The sequence below is a fragment of the Pseudarthrobacter sp. Hb11 genome (assembly GCF_059383655.1).
Window position 1 is genome coordinate 89948 of the sequence record NZ_JBWZCM010000001.1, and the last position, 16616, is coordinate 106563.

The 16616-nt window shown below is 63.1% G+C and carries 16 protein-coding genes; 9 read left to right on the plus strand and 7 right to left on the minus strand.

Annotated elements, in window-relative coordinates; genetic code table 11:
* Positions 1–115 precede the first annotated feature (115 nt).
* From AC50X7_RS00445 to AC50X7_RS00475, 7 genes are all read left to right on the plus strand, one after another.
* Entirely contained in the window at positions 116–1303 is a 1188-nt protein-coding gene (locus tag AC50X7_RS00445) for an FAD-dependent monooxygenase (RefSeq protein WP_494977274.1), read from the plus strand.
* 277 nt (positions 1304–1580) lie between these two features.
* Positions 1581–1826 (plus strand): glutaredoxin-like protein NrdH, encoded by a 246-nt coding sequence (gene nrdH, locus AC50X7_RS00450; RefSeq protein ID WP_013601222.1) that lies wholly within the window; start codon positions 1581–1583, stop codon positions 1824–1826.
* A 128-nt stretch (positions 1827–1954) separates the two neighbouring features.
* Positions 1955–2407: a class Ib ribonucleoside-diphosphate reductase assembly flavoprotein NrdI gene (nrdI, locus tag AC50X7_RS00455; protein ID WP_494977804.1), complete on the plus strand. Its 453-nt coding sequence runs from the start codon at positions 1955–1957 to the stop codon at positions 2405–2407.
* A 20-nt stretch (positions 2408–2427) separates the two neighbouring features.
* Positions 2428–4548: a class 1b ribonucleoside-diphosphate reductase subunit alpha gene (gene nrdE, locus AC50X7_RS00460; RefSeq protein ID WP_104045168.1), complete on the plus strand. Its 2121-nt coding sequence runs from the start codon at positions 2428–2430 to the stop codon at positions 4546–4548.
* Between the two features lie 92 nt (positions 4549–4640).
* Entirely contained in the window at positions 4641–5615 is a 975-nt protein-coding gene (nrdF, locus tag AC50X7_RS00465; protein ID WP_387546623.1) for a class 1b ribonucleoside-diphosphate reductase subunit beta, read from the plus strand.
* Between the two features lie 236 nt (positions 5616–5851).
* The gene (locus tag AC50X7_RS00470; RefSeq protein WP_494977275.1) at positions 5852–6892 is read left to right on the plus strand and encodes an MsnO8 family LLM class oxidoreductase; all 1041 of its coding nucleotides are present in this window, start codon (positions 5852–5854) and stop codon (positions 6890–6892) included.
* Between the two features lie 11 nt (positions 6893–6903).
* Complete coding sequence (locus AC50X7_RS00475) at positions 6904–7125, plus strand: aldo/keto reductase (protein ID WP_494977805.1); 222 nt, start codon at positions 6904–6906, stop codon at positions 7123–7125.
* Between the two features lie 11 nt (positions 7126–7136).
* Here AC50X7_RS00475 and AC50X7_RS00480 read toward each other — a convergent pair whose 3' ends face one another.
* The 6 genes from AC50X7_RS00480 to AC50X7_RS00505 all read right to left on the minus strand — a co-directional run bounded on the left by AC50X7_RS00480 (position 7137) and on the right by AC50X7_RS00505 (position 11496).
* Positions 7137–7904 carry an SCO1664 family protein gene (locus tag AC50X7_RS00480; RefSeq protein ID WP_494977276.1) on the minus strand — a complete coding sequence of 256 codons (768 nt, stop codon included), beginning with the start codon at positions 7902–7904 and terminating at the stop codon, positions 7137–7139.
* Positions 7904–8458, minus strand: coding sequence for a DUF3090 domain-containing protein (locus tag AC50X7_RS00485; RefSeq protein WP_494977277.1), 555 nt, complete (start codon positions 8456–8458; stop codon positions 7904–7906). The genes AC50X7_RS00480 and AC50X7_RS00485 overlap by 1 nt, the downstream gene beginning before the upstream one ends.
* Before the next feature lie 24 nt (positions 8459–8482).
* Complete coding sequence (locus tag AC50X7_RS00490; protein ID WP_494977278.1) at positions 8483–9175, minus strand: histidine phosphatase family protein; 693 nt, start codon at positions 9173–9175, stop codon at positions 8483–8485.
* Between the two features lie 84 nt (positions 9176–9259).
* Positions 9260–10426, minus strand: coding sequence for a cytochrome P450 (locus tag AC50X7_RS00495; RefSeq protein WP_494977279.1), 1167 nt, complete (start codon positions 10424–10426; stop codon positions 9260–9262).
* A gap of 14 nt (positions 10427–10440) precedes the next feature.
* Positions 10441–10803, minus strand: a complete 363-nt coding sequence (locus tag AC50X7_RS00500) for a UBP-type zinc finger domain-containing protein (RefSeq protein ID WP_494977806.1) — start codon at positions 10801–10803, stop codon at positions 10441–10443.
* A gap of 111 nt (positions 10804–10914) precedes the next feature.
* A complete protein-coding gene (locus AC50X7_RS00505; protein WP_494977280.1) occupies positions 10915–11496 on the minus strand; it encodes a dihydrofolate reductase family protein in 582 nt (193 codons plus the stop codon).
* Between the two features lie 149 nt (positions 11497–11645).
* Here AC50X7_RS00505 and AC50X7_RS00510 point away from each other — a divergent pair, with 149 nt between their 5' ends.
* Both AC50X7_RS00510 and AC50X7_RS00515 read left to right on the plus strand, forming a co-directional pair.
* Positions 11646–13412, plus strand: a complete 1767-nt coding sequence (locus AC50X7_RS00510) for an NAD(P)/FAD-dependent oxidoreductase (protein WP_494977281.1) — start codon at positions 11646–11648, stop codon at positions 13410–13412.
* Positions 13396–14280: a hypothetical protein gene (locus AC50X7_RS00515; protein ID WP_494977282.1), complete on the plus strand. Its 885-nt coding sequence runs from the start codon at positions 13396–13398 to the stop codon at positions 14278–14280. Before AC50X7_RS00510 ends, AC50X7_RS00515 begins: the two co-directional genes overlap by 17 nt.
* A gap of 42 nt (positions 14281–14322) precedes the next feature.
* Here AC50X7_RS00515 and AC50X7_RS00520 read toward each other — a convergent pair whose 3' ends face one another.
* Entirely contained in the window at positions 14323–16188 is a 1866-nt protein-coding gene (locus AC50X7_RS00520) for a vWA domain-containing protein (RefSeq protein WP_494977283.1), read from the minus strand.
* Positions 16189–16616: the final 428 nt, after the last annotated feature.

Here is a 16616-nt window from a genome sequence, read left to right on the forward strand (position 1 = left end):
CGCTCTGGACAGCCTGCTAGTGCAGAGCCAACAATGAGGCGACGGGTGAGGCGGAACTCTGTGCTCCTGCCGGGCTCCTGCAGCCCGTGCTGAGCCGATCGTTTTGAGGCAGGACATGAAGGCCGTGATTGTCGGTGCGGGCATTGCGGGACTCGTCGCGGCCCGCCAGCTCGCCTTGGCCGGCTGGGATGCCGAAGTCCTCGAGCAGGCGGTTGGTCCGCGGCCCGATGGCTACATGTTGGACTTCTTCGGTCCAGGAGTGGAGGCGGCCGAGCGGATCGGCCTCTATCCGCGGCTCGCGGCGGCGGCCTACCGCGTCGAGGCAGCGGAGTATGTCGATGCCGCGGGACGCCCCACGTCGAGGCTCGACTACGGACACTTCGCCCGGCTGGCCGGCGGCAAGGTCCTGACCCTGCTGCGCCCCGATATGGAGCGTGCGGCGCTCGCGGCCCTCGACGACGTGCCCTCCGGCCGGGTGCGGCTCCACTATGGGGCGCCGTATACCCGGACATGGACCGATGGTGCCGGCGTGCAGGTCGCTGTGGGCGGCACCCCGGAAATGGCGCTAGCTGCTGACATCCTCATCGGCGCTGACGGCATCCATTCTGCCGTGCGCGGCCAGGTGTTCGGCCCCGGGGAGGAGTACCTGCGCCCGCTGGGCATGCGTGCCGCCGCCTTCATCGTCACCGAACCGCTACTGAATGCCCTTTTTGGGAACAGATTTGTCCTCACCGACAGCATCAACCGGGTGGCCGGGTTGTACGGCCTTCGCGCGCAGGAGGTGGCGGGATTCCTGGTCTACCGGGACGCAACAAGCACAGCAGGGGACCTGGGGCTGGACAGTCCGCGGGATCGGCTGCGCCGAGAGTTCGTTGGACTGGGTCCCGCGGTGGACCGGCTCCTCGAACTGTGTCCGGAGCATCCGTACGATGACGTCGTGGCGCAGGTTGTAATGCCGCGCTGGCACAACGGACGGGCCGTTCTTGTGGGGGACGCCAGCGGTGCCGTGTCGCTCCTCGCGGGCCAGGGCGGCTCGCTCGCAATTGCCGGCGCCGCGCGGCTGGGCGACGTTCTCGGACCTGTGACCTCACCGGCCGGTATCGCTTCAGCCCTGGCCGAATTCGAGCGGAGTTGGAGACCAGTGGTGGAGGCGGCGCAGGCCGCCGGGAGGCGCACCGCCTCATCGTTCCTTCCCGCAAACCAGGCCCAGCTCCTCCTGCGCCGGTGGACCGTACGGGCAGCCCGGCTGCCTGGCATTGACCGGCTGGTGGCCCGCCAGATCGTGGGGAGGACCACAAAGTAAGCAGGGGGAGCACAAGGGCCGACACGCCGTCTTTTCGACGACACGCTGGGCGTTAAATGTGGCTAAGTACTCCACAGGGTGTGGATTCCGTCCGCAAAAACGGCGGGATTCCGGACATTTTGAAGGCCCCTCCCTGTGGATTAAAGGTGCATTAAATGACATACTTGTAATACATCATCTTGGGGTTCCAAAGAGGCGTCTGCACTAGATGTAGTATCTACATACAGCTTGGGCGGGAACCCGGACGAGCAAGTTTTTCAGCAAAGGGGACAGGACCATGACCGTAACGGTTTACACAAAGCCTGCTTGTGTTCAGTGCAACGCCACCTACCGGGCGCTCGACAAAAAGGGCATCACGTACCAGAGCGTTGACATCTCCCAGGACGCCGAGGCACTCGAGCGCCTGAAGGCACTGGGCTACATGCAGGCACCCGTTGTGGTCACGGACCAGGACCACTGGTCAGGCTTCCGCCCGGACAAGATCGAGGAACTGGCGCTTTCCGCTGTTTCCTCCGTGGCCTAGGGGTCACTGCATTTCCTGCCGGCAATAATCAACCAGCTGAGGTGACTCCCACGGCAGCACCAGCAGCCCAGGAATTCCACACAGCACAGGAATCCCAGGCACCGCAGAAACTTCACGCGGCTCAGCGCGTGGACGGTTCCTCGCCGGCGCCGGCGGTTGTTACCGGCAGCCGGCTCATCTACTTTTCCTCGGCGTCCGAGAACACCAGCCGCTTTGTCTCCAAGCTCGGCCGTGAGGTGGCCCGGATTCCGCTGCTCGCCAAGGACGCACCCCTCCTCGCCACCCGGCCGTTCGTGCTGGTGGTGCCCACTTATGGCGGCACCGGGGGAGAGGGTTCTGTCCCCAAGCAGGTCATCCGGTTCCTGAACATTCCGCAGAACAGGCAGCTCCTGCGCGGAGTGATCGGTGCCGGCAACACAAACTTCGGGGACAACTACTGCATGGCGGGGGACATCATCGCCGCCAAGTGCGGAGTACCGCACCTCTACCGCTTCGAATTAATGGGCACGCCAGAAGACGTGACCCGCGTAAACAATGGATTGGACACGTTTTGGACACGACTGTCGCAGACACAGAAGTAACCAGGGCCCAGAAGCCTGAGATGCCCGCTGCTTACAAGGGCCTGGGTTATCACGAGCTGAACGCCATGCTTAACCTGTACGGCCCCAGCGGCGAGATCCAGTTCGAGGCGGACCGCGAGGCCGCGCACCAGTACTTCCTGCAGCACGTGAACAACAACACCGTGTTCTTCCACGACCTGGAAGAGAAGCTCGAATACCTGGTCAAGAACGACTACTACGAGCGCGAGACGCTGGACCAGTACACGATGAACTTCATCCGTGACCTGTACAACCGCGCCTACAAAAAGAAGTTCCGCTTCGAGACCTTCCTCGGTGCCTTCAAGTTCTACACGTCCTACACGCTGAAGACGTTTGACGGCAAGCGGTTCTTGGAGCGCTACGAGGACCGTGTCTGCATGGTGGCCCTGCACCTGGCCCGCGGCAACGAGCAGCTTGCCCTGCAGATGGTTGACGAAATCATCGAGGGCCGCTTCCAGCCGGCCACCCCCACGTTCCTGAACGCCGGCAAGAAGCAGCGCGGCGAGCTGGTCTCCTGCTTCCTGCTCCGCATCGAAGACAACATGGAGTCGATCGGCCGTTCCATCAACTCGGCGCTGCAGCTGTCCAAGCGCGGCGGCGGTGTGGCGTTCGCGCTGACCAACATCCGCGAGGTGGGCGCGCCCATCAAGCAGATCGAGAACCAGTCCTCGGGCGTCATTCCCGTGATGAAGCTCCTCGAGGACAGCTTCTCCTACGCCAACCAGCTAGGTGCCCGCCAGGGTGCCGGTGCCGTGTACCTGCACGCGCACCACCCGGACATCTACCGCTTCCTGGACACCAAGCGTGAGAACGCCGACGAGAAGATCCGCATCAAGACCCTCTCCCTCGGCGTTGTCATCCCGGACATCACGTTCGAGCTGGCCAAGCGGGACGAGGACATGTACCTGTTCTCCCCGTACGACGTGGAACGCGTCTACGGCATGCCGTTCTCCGACGTCTCGGTCACCGAGAAGTACTACGAGATGGTGGACGACTCCCGGATCAAGAAGACCAAGATCAAGGCCCGCGAGTTCTTCCAGACCCTGGCCGAGATCCAGTTTGAGTCCGGCTACCCGTACATCATGTTCGAGGACACCGTGAACCGGGAGAACCCGATTGACGGCAAGATCATCATGTCCAACCTGTGCTCGGAGATCCTCCAGGTTTCCCAGCCCACCACGTACAACGATGACCTGTCCTACGCGGACACCGGCAAGGACATTTCCTGCAACCTGGGCTCGCTGAACATTGCCAAGGCCATGGACTCGCCGGACTTCGGCCTGACCATCGAGACGGCCATCCGCTCGCTTTCGGCTGTGTCTGACATGTCCAACATCACCTCGGTGCCGTCCATCGCCAAGGGCAATGACCAGAGCCATGCCATCGGCCTGGGTCAGATGAACCTGCACGGCTACCTTGCCCGCGAGCGGGTCCACTACGGTTCCGAAGAGGGCCTGGACTTCACCAACATCTACTTCTACTCCGTGGTGTACCACGCGGTCCGTGCCTCCAACCTGCTGGCCATCGAGACAGGCCAGACCTTCGGCGGCTTCGAGAAGTCCAAGTACGCCTCCGGCGAGTTCTTCGACAAGTACACGGAGCAGGAATGGGTGCCGCAGACTGAGAAGGTGCGCGAGCTGTTCAAGAACGTCCACATTCCCACGCAGGCTGACTGGCTGGCACTGAAAGCTTCCGTTATGGAGCACGGCATCTACAACCAGAACCTGCAGGCCGTTCCGCCCACAGGCTCGATCTCCTACATCAACAACTCCACCTCCTCGATCCACCCGGTGGCGTCCAAAATTGAGATCCGCAAGGAAGGCAAGCTGGGCCGCGTGTACTACCCGGCGCCGTACCTGACGAACGACAACCTGGAGTACTACCAGGACGCGTATGAGATCGGTTACGAGAAGGTCATCGACACCTACGCTGCCGCCACCCAGCACGTGGACCAGGGCCTGTCCCTGACGCTGTTCTTCAAGGACACCGCCACCACGCGCGACATTAACAAGGCCCAGATCTACGCCTGGAAGAAGGGCATCAAGACCATCTACTACATCCGTCTCCGCCAGCTCGCACTGGAAGGGACTGAGGTGGACGGCTGCGTCAGTTGCATGCTTTAATCTTCAACTAAATTCTGCAGGTACGACGGCGGGCGCCCGCCCGCCGTCGTACGCTTTAACTTAGAGAAACAACCCAACGCTTAGGGGATGACATGACCGAGAAGGTCAAGCTGCTTAGCCACGTCGAGGCCATCAACTGGAACCGCATTCAGGACGACAAGGATGTGGACGTCTGGAACCGCCTGGTCAACAACTTCTGGCTGCCGGAGAAGGTGCCGCTGTCCAATGACGTCCAGTCCTGGAACACGCTGACGCCGGCTGAGCAGCAGCTCACCATGCGCGTTTTCACCGGCCTAACCCTGCTGGACACCATCCAGGGCACTGTCGGCGCAGTCTCGCTGATTCCGGATGCGCTCACCCCGCACGAGGAAGCCGTCTACACGAACATCGCGTTCATGGAGTCGGTGCACGCCAAGAGCTACTCATCGATCTTCTCCACGCTGGCCTCCACCAAGGAGATCGACGAAGCGTTCCGCTGGTCCACGGAGAACGAGAACCTTCAGAAGAAGGCTCAGATTGTCATGGACTACTACCAGGGCGATGACCCCCTGAAGCGGAAGGTGGCCTCGACGCTGCTGGAGAGCTTCCTGTTCTACTCGGGCTTCTACCTGCCCATGTACTGGTCCTCAAGGGCCAAGCTGACGAACACGGCTGACCTGATCCGCCTGATCATCCGCGATGAAGCCGTGCACGGCTACTACATCGGCTACAAGTTCCAGCGGGCCCTCGAAACGGTTTCTGCAGAGCGCCGGCAGGAGATCAAGGACTACACCTTCGAACTGCTCTTCGAGCTGTACGAAAACGAAGTCCAGTACACGCACGACCTCTACGACGGCGTCGGCCTGGCCGAGGACGTCAAGAAGTTCCTGCACTACAACGCCAACAAGGCCCTGATGAACCTGGGCTACGAGGCCATGTTCCCGGCGTCCGTCACCGACGTGAACCCGGCCATCCTCTCCGCCCTGTCCCCGAACGCAGACGAGAACCACGACTTCTTTTCAGGCTCCGGTTCCTCCTACGTGATCGGCAAGGCCGTCAATACTGAGGATGAGGACTGGGACTTCTAGTTCTCCCCCCACTCACCAAGTGTGTCCTCAGGTTGACGGAGACATGTTTTGAGGTATCACGGTACTTGGACATTTTTCAACTTAGATGGCCACGTCTCGCGGTAGTTGGCCAACTGCTCACACAGCTGGCCAACAGGGAGACCGACCTCCTTTTGAAGCCGGAGACAAGCTGCGGGGGACGTCCGTAACCGCGTTCCGGAACGGAATTCTTCCGCGCCCGGAGGGGTTCAAGCAGTATGGCCCTTCCCCGGATTTCCATTCTCGACCGTGCCAACGCCCGGGACGGGTTTCCTGCTTCGGACGCCCTGAACCGGGTGCTGGAACGGGCTCAGCGGGCCGAGGACTGGGGTTACCACCGCTTCTGGGTCGCAGAGCACCATGCCGTGCCAGGCATCGCCGGTTCCGTTCCGGCCGTGCTGATGGCCGCTGTTGCTGCCCGGACGCACTCCATCCGGGTCGGTTCAGGAGGCATCATGCTTCCCAACCACCAACCACTCGTGGTGGCAGAACAGGCGGCCACGCTGGAGGCTCTGCATCCCGGGCGGATCGACTTGGGCGTTGGCCGGTCTGTCGGTTTCACCCCGGCAGTCCGGAATGCGCTTCGCGCAGGGAAACAGGACGCGGAGCGGTTTGAAGACCAGCTGGCCCAACTGCTTGCTTACCTGTCCGGCGCCGCGCCCATCACTGCCCGGCCGCGGAATGATTCGGCTACACCGGTATTCGTGCTGGCCACCGGTTCGGGAATCGACATTGCAGCCCGCGCCGGCCTGGCTGTTGTGCTGGGCGGGCCTGCCGTGTTCCGGACGGATCAGAACGGCACACTCCCGGCGTTGGAAAGGTATCGCTCACAGTTCCGTCCATCACGTTGGTTCGAGCGGTCGTTTATCCTGGTTTCCGCCAACGTAGCGGTGGCCGCCACCCGCCAGGCGGCGAGGGAACTGCTTCTGCCCGAAGCCGTCGCGCTGGCCCGCTCCAGGACCACCGGCGAATTCGCTGCCTTGGCGCCCGTGGGTCCGACCGAGTGGACCGGCCTGAGTCTCCGGGAAAAGGAAGCGGTCGAAAGCAGCCTGTCCACATCGCTTTACGGCACGGCCTCAGAGGTGCGGACTCAAGTCCAGCGCCTTCTGGCGACCTCTGGCGCTAACGAGTTACTGGTCACAGGCGGAGCCTTCGACGTCGCGGCACAGGCGGAATCCGATCGGATCCTGGCCGGGATCTTCCCCCAAGACGAGCGCCGCAACTTGAACGACCGCCGTGGATTCGCGGCATCCCATTGACGCCCACCTCCGTGCTGGTCCGCATCGCAAACGAACACAATGGCAGCCCCGCGCAGATCGCCCTCGCCTGGGTGCTCAGGCAGCCGCTCGTCCTGGCGATTCCAAAAGCCTCAAACCCGCACCATGTTCAGGACGCGACGCCTTCGGGAACTCTATTCCCGGCGCACGCGGCCCGGCCATCCACACCAGGTCAGGAGAACCACCGGCGTGGAACAAGGCTGCGAAGCCTGTAGCCCTGGTGTCCTCAAAACAACGGCCAAGGCACCGCGGGCATCTCACCGCTTGGAGCCGGAAACCGCCCTGTCAACCGCAAGCGGGCGCAGCGCGCGGCGAGTGCGGCGATTTCTGCTGCATTGAGCAAGTCCGCCAGGTTTCGGCCCAGCTCACCGTGCAGTTCTTCGCTGACACGGTCGATGCCCTCCAGTTCCTGGACAGTCAGAGCGTCTCCCAGCCACCCCCACAGCACCGTGCGCAGCTTGTGGTGGCGGTGAAAGGTGAGCCCGTGGTCCACGCCGTGCCGCTGTCCGTCCGTCATGGCAAGGATGTGATCGCCCTTGCGGTCGGCGTTGTTGACCACGACGTCGAACACCGCCATGCGTCTGAGCTCTGGCGTGTCCTCGTGTATGAGGGCGACCGTTTGTCCGTTCTCGTCCTGACCCTCGAGGACGTGTTTCCACCCGATCTCCGGTAAATCTCCGGCCGCAACGAGATCCACTGCGTTCTGGTCGGGGTCAGTGTCCTGCCACAGCTGCACCATTCCTTTGCCTAAAGGACCATCGCGAAGCCAGGTGCGTGGCACCACGTTCCAGCCGAGGACCTCAGAAACCAAGTAGGCGGCGACCTCCCGGTGGGCAAGGAAGCCGTCGGGAAAGTCCCACAGGGGATTCTCCCCGGCTATCGGTTTATAAACGACCGTAGTGTCGCCGATGCTGCCCAAAAAGGTGGCGTTCGACGCCGTCGTGATCCGCCCGGTGAGCGTCAGCTCGGCAGTCAGCAGGTCGGGTGCCGGCATCAGACCTCGGGCAGGGTGCAGACGTGCCCGTCGGCGTCTACGGGGTAACCGCAGAGCGGGCATGCGGGACGCCCGGCACCCACCACCTCCCGGGTCCGCATGGCGAATGCGCGGGCGGTGCCAACCGGCATCCGCACCAGCAACTTTTCAGGCGCCTCAGCGCCGTCCTCATCAAGCAATTCGTCGTTGTCATCAGCATCATCATCGGTAATTGGGTAGGCCTCTATGACAACCTGCGCCGTCGACGGGTCCCAACCCAAGGTCATGGCACCGGTACGGAACTGCTCCGTGACGCCCTCGAGCTGGTCGTTGTCGACGAGTTCGACGGGAGTACCCGTGGGAACGCTGAAGGGGTTGCCCTCGAGGGTGCTGAGCTGATCGAGGATTTCGTCAATTTTCTCGGCGAGCTGGGCCGACTGCTGCTTCTCAAGGGCGATGCTCACAATTTGCTTACCTGTGCGTACCTGCAGGTAGAACGTGCGCGCCCCCGGAACGCCGACGGTGCCGATGACGACGCGGTCAGGCCAGGCAAACTCGTGAACTCGTGTGGGCATGTCAGTATTTTAGGCACATAAGGTCTACTGCGCCGTTTGCCCTGCGCCGCCACCCACTGGCGCATCGCCAGAGTTGAGGCCGTTCGACAGCCACGAGAGATCACCCGCATCGGTGTTCGTCGCGTAGACGCTCGGGCGAACAGCACCATAGTGCACAATCGACACGGAGCCAGGCCCCACGTTAATCCGCTGGAACAGGTCGAGGTGCATACCGAGCGCGTCGGCGAGGATTGATTTGATGATGTCACCGTGACTCACCGCCACCCACACGGCTCCTGGCCCGTACTCGGCGTCGAAAGCTGCATCGTGGCGCCGGATTGCTGCTACCGACCGAGCCTGCATCGCCGCCATGGATTCACCACCGGGAAAAACGACGGCGGACGGCTGCGACTGCACAGCCGCCCACAGGTCTTCCGTCGCGAGATCACTGAGCAGGCGGCCTTGCCACTGTCCGTAATCGCACTCGGTGAGATCGGGATCGGTCGGCGCAGAAGGATTACCAGCCTGGCGATCGAGGATGAGCTGGGCGGTCTCCTGACAACGCTCGAGGGGGCTCGATACCACCCCAACCAAGGGCACCACCGCGAGTCGGTCTCCGGTCAAAGCCGCCTGCTCGCGCCCGATCTGGTCCAAACTGACGCCGGCTCCCCGACCCGCCAGCAGGCCAGCGGCATTTGCTGTGGTGCGGCCGTGCCGCACGAGGATAACTGTCGCCATCCCTCCAGCCTAACCACCCGCCCGATGAACAGGGCCGTGACCAGCTGTGGCTACCAGCTGGCGTGGCGCAGCAAGTCATGCCGGTCAGGCCCGCTGCCAACTCACCGGGAGGGACTTCACCCCATAGACGATGGTGCTATCCATTCTTTCCAGGTGCGCCCCCTGTTCCAGGGAAAGCCCGGGCAGGCGGGACAGCAGGGCCTCCAGCACGATTCTGGCTTCGAGCCGGGCCAGCGGTGCACCGAGGCAGAAGTGAATGCCGTGGCCGAACGCCAGATGCCGGTTCTGGCCTCGATCAACATCGAACTCGGCAGGCCGCTCGAACTGCCGCTCGTCGCGGTTGGCCGAACCGATCCAAGCCACTATCGGTGCGCCGGAAGGAACCACTTGGTCTCCCAAGGTGGTCTCCGCGACCGTCAACCGGTACATGGACTGAACCGGCGATCGAAAGCGCAGCACTTCTTCGATGGTCTGGGGAATCAGGGCTGGCTCCCGGACCAAGCGGTTCATCGTGCCGGGATACTCAGCAAGGCATAATACGGCGTTACCGATCAGATTGGTGGTGGTCTCGTTGCCTGCGACGAGCAGCAAAGCGCAAAAACCGAGCAGTTCGGGCGCCGTCAGTTTTTGGCCGTCAATTTCCGCTGCCAGCAGGGTGCTGATCAGGTCCTGGCCCGAGTGGCCCCTGCGTTCGTCGATCAGGGCAAGGAAGTACTCCGCCATCTCCATGTTCGCTGCGGTGTGATTCTCACTGGCCGAACCGGTCCGCGTTTGGCTGACGATGACATCGGACCACCGTTTGAAGCGCTCACGGTCCTGTGCGGGGATTCCCATGAGTTCGGAGATCACTATGACAGGCAACGGGTACGCCAATTCCTTAATCAGGTCTGCGCTGTTGCGGTCCGCGATCCCCTCCAGTAGCTCGTCCGTGAGCCCGGCGATGCGGGGAGCCAGCGCGTCCACGGCTTTGGGCGTGAACGCCTGGGTGACCAAGGAGCGTAGCTGCCGGTGCCTTGGAGGATCGGTGGCGATCAGGCTTGAGGAAAACAGTTGGCCGCCTGCCGATGCATCGTCACCGCCCATGTGCGATGAGAACGTTGCATGTTCGGACAGTGCCCGCTGAACGTCGTCGTACCGGAAGACGTGCCAACTGCCGGATTGTTCGTCGAAATAGACAGGGGCAGTTTCCCGCATTCGTTCGTAGTGGGGAAAGGGGTCGAGCTGATGATCAGCGGAAGAGTTGAATTCCATGGCTGGCCTCTCGGTTACCGGTGCAGGTGTTCCCGCCAGTCTGCCGGCACTTTGTCGGCCGGTGACGGTGACGGCTGCTCCAGTGGCCTGGACTGGGGATCGGGAAGCCGCGGGCCGCGGAAGAACTTTTTTGTGGTCTGCTCGTAAAACCAGTCCTCCCCAGGTTCAAAGGACCTCATCACGGGGTGGCCCGCGGTGCGCGAGTGGGCACTGGCATGCTGTGAGGGTGATGAATCGCAGCATCCTATGTGGCCGCATTGGGCGCAGCGGCGAAGATGCAGCCACCACCCTGGGCCATCACCGCTGAGGCACTCCAGACAGCCTGTTCCACTGGGTGTGGCGGCGAGGCTGATTCCCGGAATAAGGCGGTCCTCCATGGAGTCCTCCATTGCCATCGCTCGGGTTTTGCTCAAGTCATTCCGCTTGCCCACCGTCGGGAGCTATTCTGGCAGACTCCCGGTGCCGTTGGAATGACCCGCTCTGATCGGTCAGCGGCGCACCTGATAGCGCAGGTGAAGCACCCGGTTGCCCTGAATCACAACGTCGGGATCCTCCAACAGGTGCTGCGCCTGGACCGACCCGAAGTAGCGCTTGCCGGACCCGAACACGACGGGTACGACGTCCATGCGTACCTCGTTGACCAGGCCCGCGGCAAGCACCTGGCCACCGACGTCGCCGGCGGCAACCTCGACGATGCGGTCACCCGCGAGCTCCTGCGCCTTGGTCACGGCCGCCTCGACGCCGTCGACGAAGTGGAACGGCGCCTCGGGGTCCCAGCCTTCGGGCTTCGGCCGGTGCGTCACGACGACCACATGGTCGACCCCGCCCGGAGGCTTCCCGTCCCAGCCGTCCGTCATGTCGAAGACGTGGCGGCCGGCGATTGTCGCCCCGATCTGGTCCCAGTACGGCCGGGTGTAGTCGTAGGACGTCTGCGACACCTTCAACTGGCCGCTTTCGTCCAACGGAACATCACCGCTCGTCAACCAATCGAACAGGGGCCCGGGCTGGTCGTTCTCGTCCGCGATGTAGCCATCCACCGACACCGAGCCATACATGACCACCTTGCCCATGGTGCTCTCCTTCGCTTTGGGGTGCCCCCAGATTAGCGGTTCTTTGCGGTTCGTGATCTGTCCCCAGGCAACGAACACACCTTGTCCGCGATGTCCCAGCGCGAGTATCGTGAGCGCCACCGAACCATTGAACCGGAAAGACGGCGGCCATGGATCACTCGGTTCCGGTCATGCTGATTGCCACCAGGGACACGACCTCTCGGCGCATTCTTGAAGATGAGTTACGTCGGCGCTACGGTGCCGACTACGAGGTGGTGGCCTGCGCCGACCACGCCCACGGGCGGGCTGTGCTTGAGGGGCTCCGGCGCTGGAACCGCCCGGTAGCCCTCATACTCGGGTGCTACGGACCGGCTGACCGTGGTGGGCTCGATTTCCTGCGGCGTGCCTATGGCTTTCACCCGGCCGCCAAACGCGGTGTTGTGGTGACATGGGGCGATTTTGCCAGCGCCCCCACTGTCTTCCGGGCGATCGCGCAGGGGTACGCCGAATTGCTGATCATACGCCCGGAACGGGTGCGCGACGAAGAATTCCACGGGGCAATTACTGACGCCCTCGACGACTGGCACCTGGCCCAGGGGGTTGGGTTCGAGGCGGTCCGGCTGATCGGGGAGGTAGGCGACGAAAGGACTCATACGCTGAGGGACTCCTTGAGCCGGAACCACATCCCGGTAGGCTTCCACGCTGTCGGGTCCGAGACGGCGGAACGGACCCTGGAGAGCTTGAACCTGCGCGACCCCGTGCTGCCGGTCATGGTGCTGGAGTTCACCGCTCCACCAATTGTCCTCGAGAACCCCAGCGACCTGGAGATCGCCGAAGCGATGGGGGTGACGCGACCGCCACCGGTGGACAAGATCTTCGATGTGGTGGTCGTGGGAGCCGGTCCTTCCGGTCTCGCCGCCGCCGTGTATGCCTCCTCCGAGGGCCTCTCCACCATGGTGGTGGAGGGAGAGGCTGTGGGAGGCCAAGCCGGCACCAGCTCGTTAATCCGCAACTACCCTGGCTTCTCCCGCGGTGTGAGCGGCGCCCACCTGGCCTACCGCTCATTTCACCAAGCCTGGACTTTGGGCACCGACTTCCTGTTCCTGCGGAAGGTGGAGGGGCTCCGCGTGGACGCTGCTTTGTACGTTGTGTCGATTTCCGATGGCAGTGTGGTGCGCTGCCGCACAGTCGTAGTGGCCACCGGCGTGGACTACCGTCGCCTGGGCATACCTCAGCTGGAGAACCTGGTCGGCAGGGGCGTCTTCTACGGGGCCACAGTCTCCGAGGCGCCGTCGATGGCCGGAAAGCACGTCTGCGTTGTGGGTGGCGGCAACTCGGCAGGACAGGCGGTTCTACACCTGGCGAAGTACGCGAAGAAGGTGACTCTGCTGGTGCGCGGCCCCTCTCTGTCGGCCAGTATGTCGGAGTACCTCATTTCCCAACTTGAAGCCACCCGGAACGTTGCGATCCGTTATAGCACCATGATCGTGGGGGCCCGCGACCAGGACGGATTCCTTGCCGCCGTCAAGGTCGCCGCATCCGGAACCTCCGACACAACCCCGAATGAGGAGATCGAAGCGGGCGGCTTGTTCGTGCTGATCGGTTCGGTGCCGCGGACCTCCTGGCTGCCCGACAGCATGGAGTGTGACCCAGCCGGGTTTCTGCGCACCGGCGCCGGCCGGCATGTCAGTAACACCGCGTCCGCTGGGCACGGCAGGTCACCATTGGCGCTGGAAACCAGCATGCCCGGCGTTTTCGCGATCGGCGATGTGCGGTCCGGATCGATCAAAAGAGTGGCTACCGCGGTTGGGGACGGCGCCACCGTCGTCTCGATGCTTCATACCTACCTGGCCGAGAACCCCTTGCCTGCCTCGCCCACTGCCCCTGGTAAGGCAGCCGCATCCGAGGAACTGCCCGGTGATGTCCGCTTCAACTGAGGTCACACCGTTGATTCCGCCGATGCGGTGGCTGCTCTACGTCGCTGCATTCCTCGTGTTTCTTGCCGGGCTCGTGCTGTTCGTGTTTCCGCTCCAGACTGATGAATTCTTTGCGTGGACCGTCAACCCGCCCATGACCGCGGTCTTCCTCGGGGCGGCATACTGGTCGAGTGCCGGCCTGGAGGTGGCAGGCGCCCGTTCGGCGGGTTGGGAATCAGCGAGGCTGGCAGTCTGGCCGGTGTTCGTCTTCACGACATTGACCTTCGGAGTCACCCTGCTTCATCTCGACCGCTTCCACCTGTCGCCGGACACTGCCCCCACCGCTCAAATAGCCACCTGGGCGTGGCTGGCAATCTATGCCATCGTGCCCATGGCGATGCTCGTCATCAGCTGGATGCAGATCCGGTTGCGGCCTCCTGCCCCAAAGTCCGTAACGGCGGGACGGCCAGTTCTACCCCCTGCACTCCGGCTGCTCCTGGCGGGAATCGCCGGGGTACTGCTGTTATATGGCGTGGCGCTCCTGGCGGTACCCATTGATGCGTCAACGTGGTGGCCATGGCCACTGACCGAGCTCACGGGGAGGGCGATCGGAGCGTGGCTGGTCGGTCTGGGCTGGGCGGCCGCGCAGGGCCAGTTGAGCGGCGACCTCCGCTCCGTCCGCCCCGTGGCCCTCACCTCCGTTGCGTTCGTCATTCTTCAGGGGCTTGCCCTGCTGCGGTATGGAGACGCGCTGACGTGGCCGAGCGCACCGGCGATCGGCTTCGTAACCGTACTACTTGCCATTGGAGTCGCGGGCGGATGGGCCCTCGAACTATCCGGTTCGCCGACAGCCCGGGCCGGAAAATCCGTGAGCGACCTTCCCGCATAGGCCTCGTCCTCAGGACTGGTCGGGCGGCGGCCAGCGCTTTGCCTAGAAACTCGTCACCAGTTCACCGAGCACCTCTTCGAGCCTGTTCGGGTCGGTCGCGTCGTAGTAGTGCGCCCCGCTGGCCCTGGCGATTTCCAGCAAAGTGGGGACATCGGCGTCGGGCCCGTAAGCGAGTGTGAAAACGAGCACCGGCTTCGAGTGGTTCTGATGGCTCAACTGTTCGGAGAGACCCCTTAGGTCTCCCGGATGCGTCGTATCATTTTTACCGTCACTCAACAGCACGATGGTGTTGATGAAGCTGTCTTTGTATTCCTTGGCTTGATAGCCCGCGAAGCGGCTCACCGCTTCGAAAAGAGGCGTAGCGTCCACGGCCTTGAGCTCGTTCACCTTGGCCATGAGGTCTTCTTTATTGGTCTTGAACGGGGCCACCGGGCTTATGATGCCGGGCGTCAAGGGGCCGTCGCCCACCTGGGAGAAAGCGGCCAGCCCAATTTCGTCCTCACCCACGAAATGGTTTAGTGCCTTGAGAAAGGCATCCTTAGCCCGTTGCAGCTTGGTCACTCCAGGTTCCTGCACCATCGACTCTGAGACATCCAGCAGGAACAAGGCCCTGGCCCGCTTTCGGACCTCAGGGAAGCTGTCCTGCACGGTAGAAAGCACCTCGGCCCTGGGCAGCGGCAGCGGCTGGAGCGTCTCAGCGTACCGTCCGGTCCCCGCCACCCCGGTATCCAGCTTGCCCTGGATGGTTCGGTACCCGGAGGCCTTGACAACGTCTTGGCCCTGTTCCGTCACCGCGAACGCGAGGAAATCCTGGGCCGCCAAACGCTGCTGGCTCTCCAGCCAATCTCCGTCAAGGACTACTGCCGGGTTGTCCGCCACGTACACGCCGTCCGAGGGGTAGATGGCACTGAGGGGCTCCTTGGGCGCGGGACCGGAGCGCTTCGCTTTTCCGTCCTCACTGACTACTCCTCGGTTGTAATCCCAGACAGATTTTTCATCCACGATCACGGCGGAAAGGAATTCCGAGACCTTCCCGGCGTCGTCAGCCTCCCTCGCGTGCCACAGGAAATGCTCGGGGGTAGCCATGTAGTGGCTGGTGCCCAGTTCCACGGCGCGCACTTTCTCCACCAGTGACGGTACGGCCAGGTTCATGTCGCTCAAACCGCCCACGCTGCCCCCGGCGGCACCGTAGGAAGCAGCAAGGGCCATCAGGCCCGACGTCGAGACCAGCGGACTGGCCTTTCCGAACTTGAATTTCCCCCAGTCGCCATGGCCGAGCCGCTGCCAGACGTCCTGCTCCTCGGTCATTTTGAAGACCTCAGACCACGACGGCGGTTTGCTGTCCCAGCCGAGGGCGCTAGTCATCGTCTCCGGCATAGCCACGACGATCGCACTCCTGGCGAGGCTGATTCCCTCCTGTGGGACAATCGCGCCCGCACCTTTCTCTGCGATTCCTAACCACGCGGAGGAGTCCGGCAGCCAGATCGAGGGCTTGTCGGCGGTTGGAATGCCCGGGAACTGCGCGGCAACCTTGCCGGCAGCGACTCCCGATTTTTCCTCGGTCACCGCCGGGGTCACGCATTTGCCGGCCACGCTGCGAGGTTTCACCGCGTACTCGGACGCCAAAGCCCGGACCATCTCGGCGTTCTCCAGCGAAGTAAGGATGTTCAAGGAGATGCAGGGAGAGGCTCCGGCGACGGCGGCGGGACTGTCCTGCGCCAAGGGTCCACCCGCTGGAGGTGTGCTGCCATTTCCCGCTGAAGTCTCACCTTCCCCCGAGGCGGCGGGGAAGATCAGTGCTCGCAGCACGAATGCGCTGCCCACAATGAGAAGTGCCACCATGGCCACCGCAGCAATCCAGATCCAGCGTGGATAGCTCGGGTCAGATGCTGCGTGTCGGCGGCCCATGCTCGTTTCCTTTGAATCCGCCGGGTTTCCCCGGTGTGAATGCAATCTCTGGAACTGGCCCGCGGCAACCACACCGCGGGTGCGCCTAGCCCCCCGCCCGGATGCCCCCCGCAACTGGATAAGCACTTTGAGGATAACCCCGACGGGTGCAAAGTGAGTGCTGAGGTTCGCATTTGATTGAAACTTGCGGGGCTGTTGCTCCAACAAATTCCTTCGGGTGGCCCAAGGGTGGATGCCAGGTACCGACGAAGTAATGCACACTAATCCTCGTGAAGTGAGGCGATCTCGTGGCCGCATTCTTGGTCTGCAGCACCCGATTTACGGTCGTGTGGCGATGCGGACCGGCGCGGGGATCTCCTCGTAGCGCGCCGCGAGTTCCCGACTCTTCGTCCGGCGCCCACTGAGCGCGCCAGTTCGGGCGCCTCGCC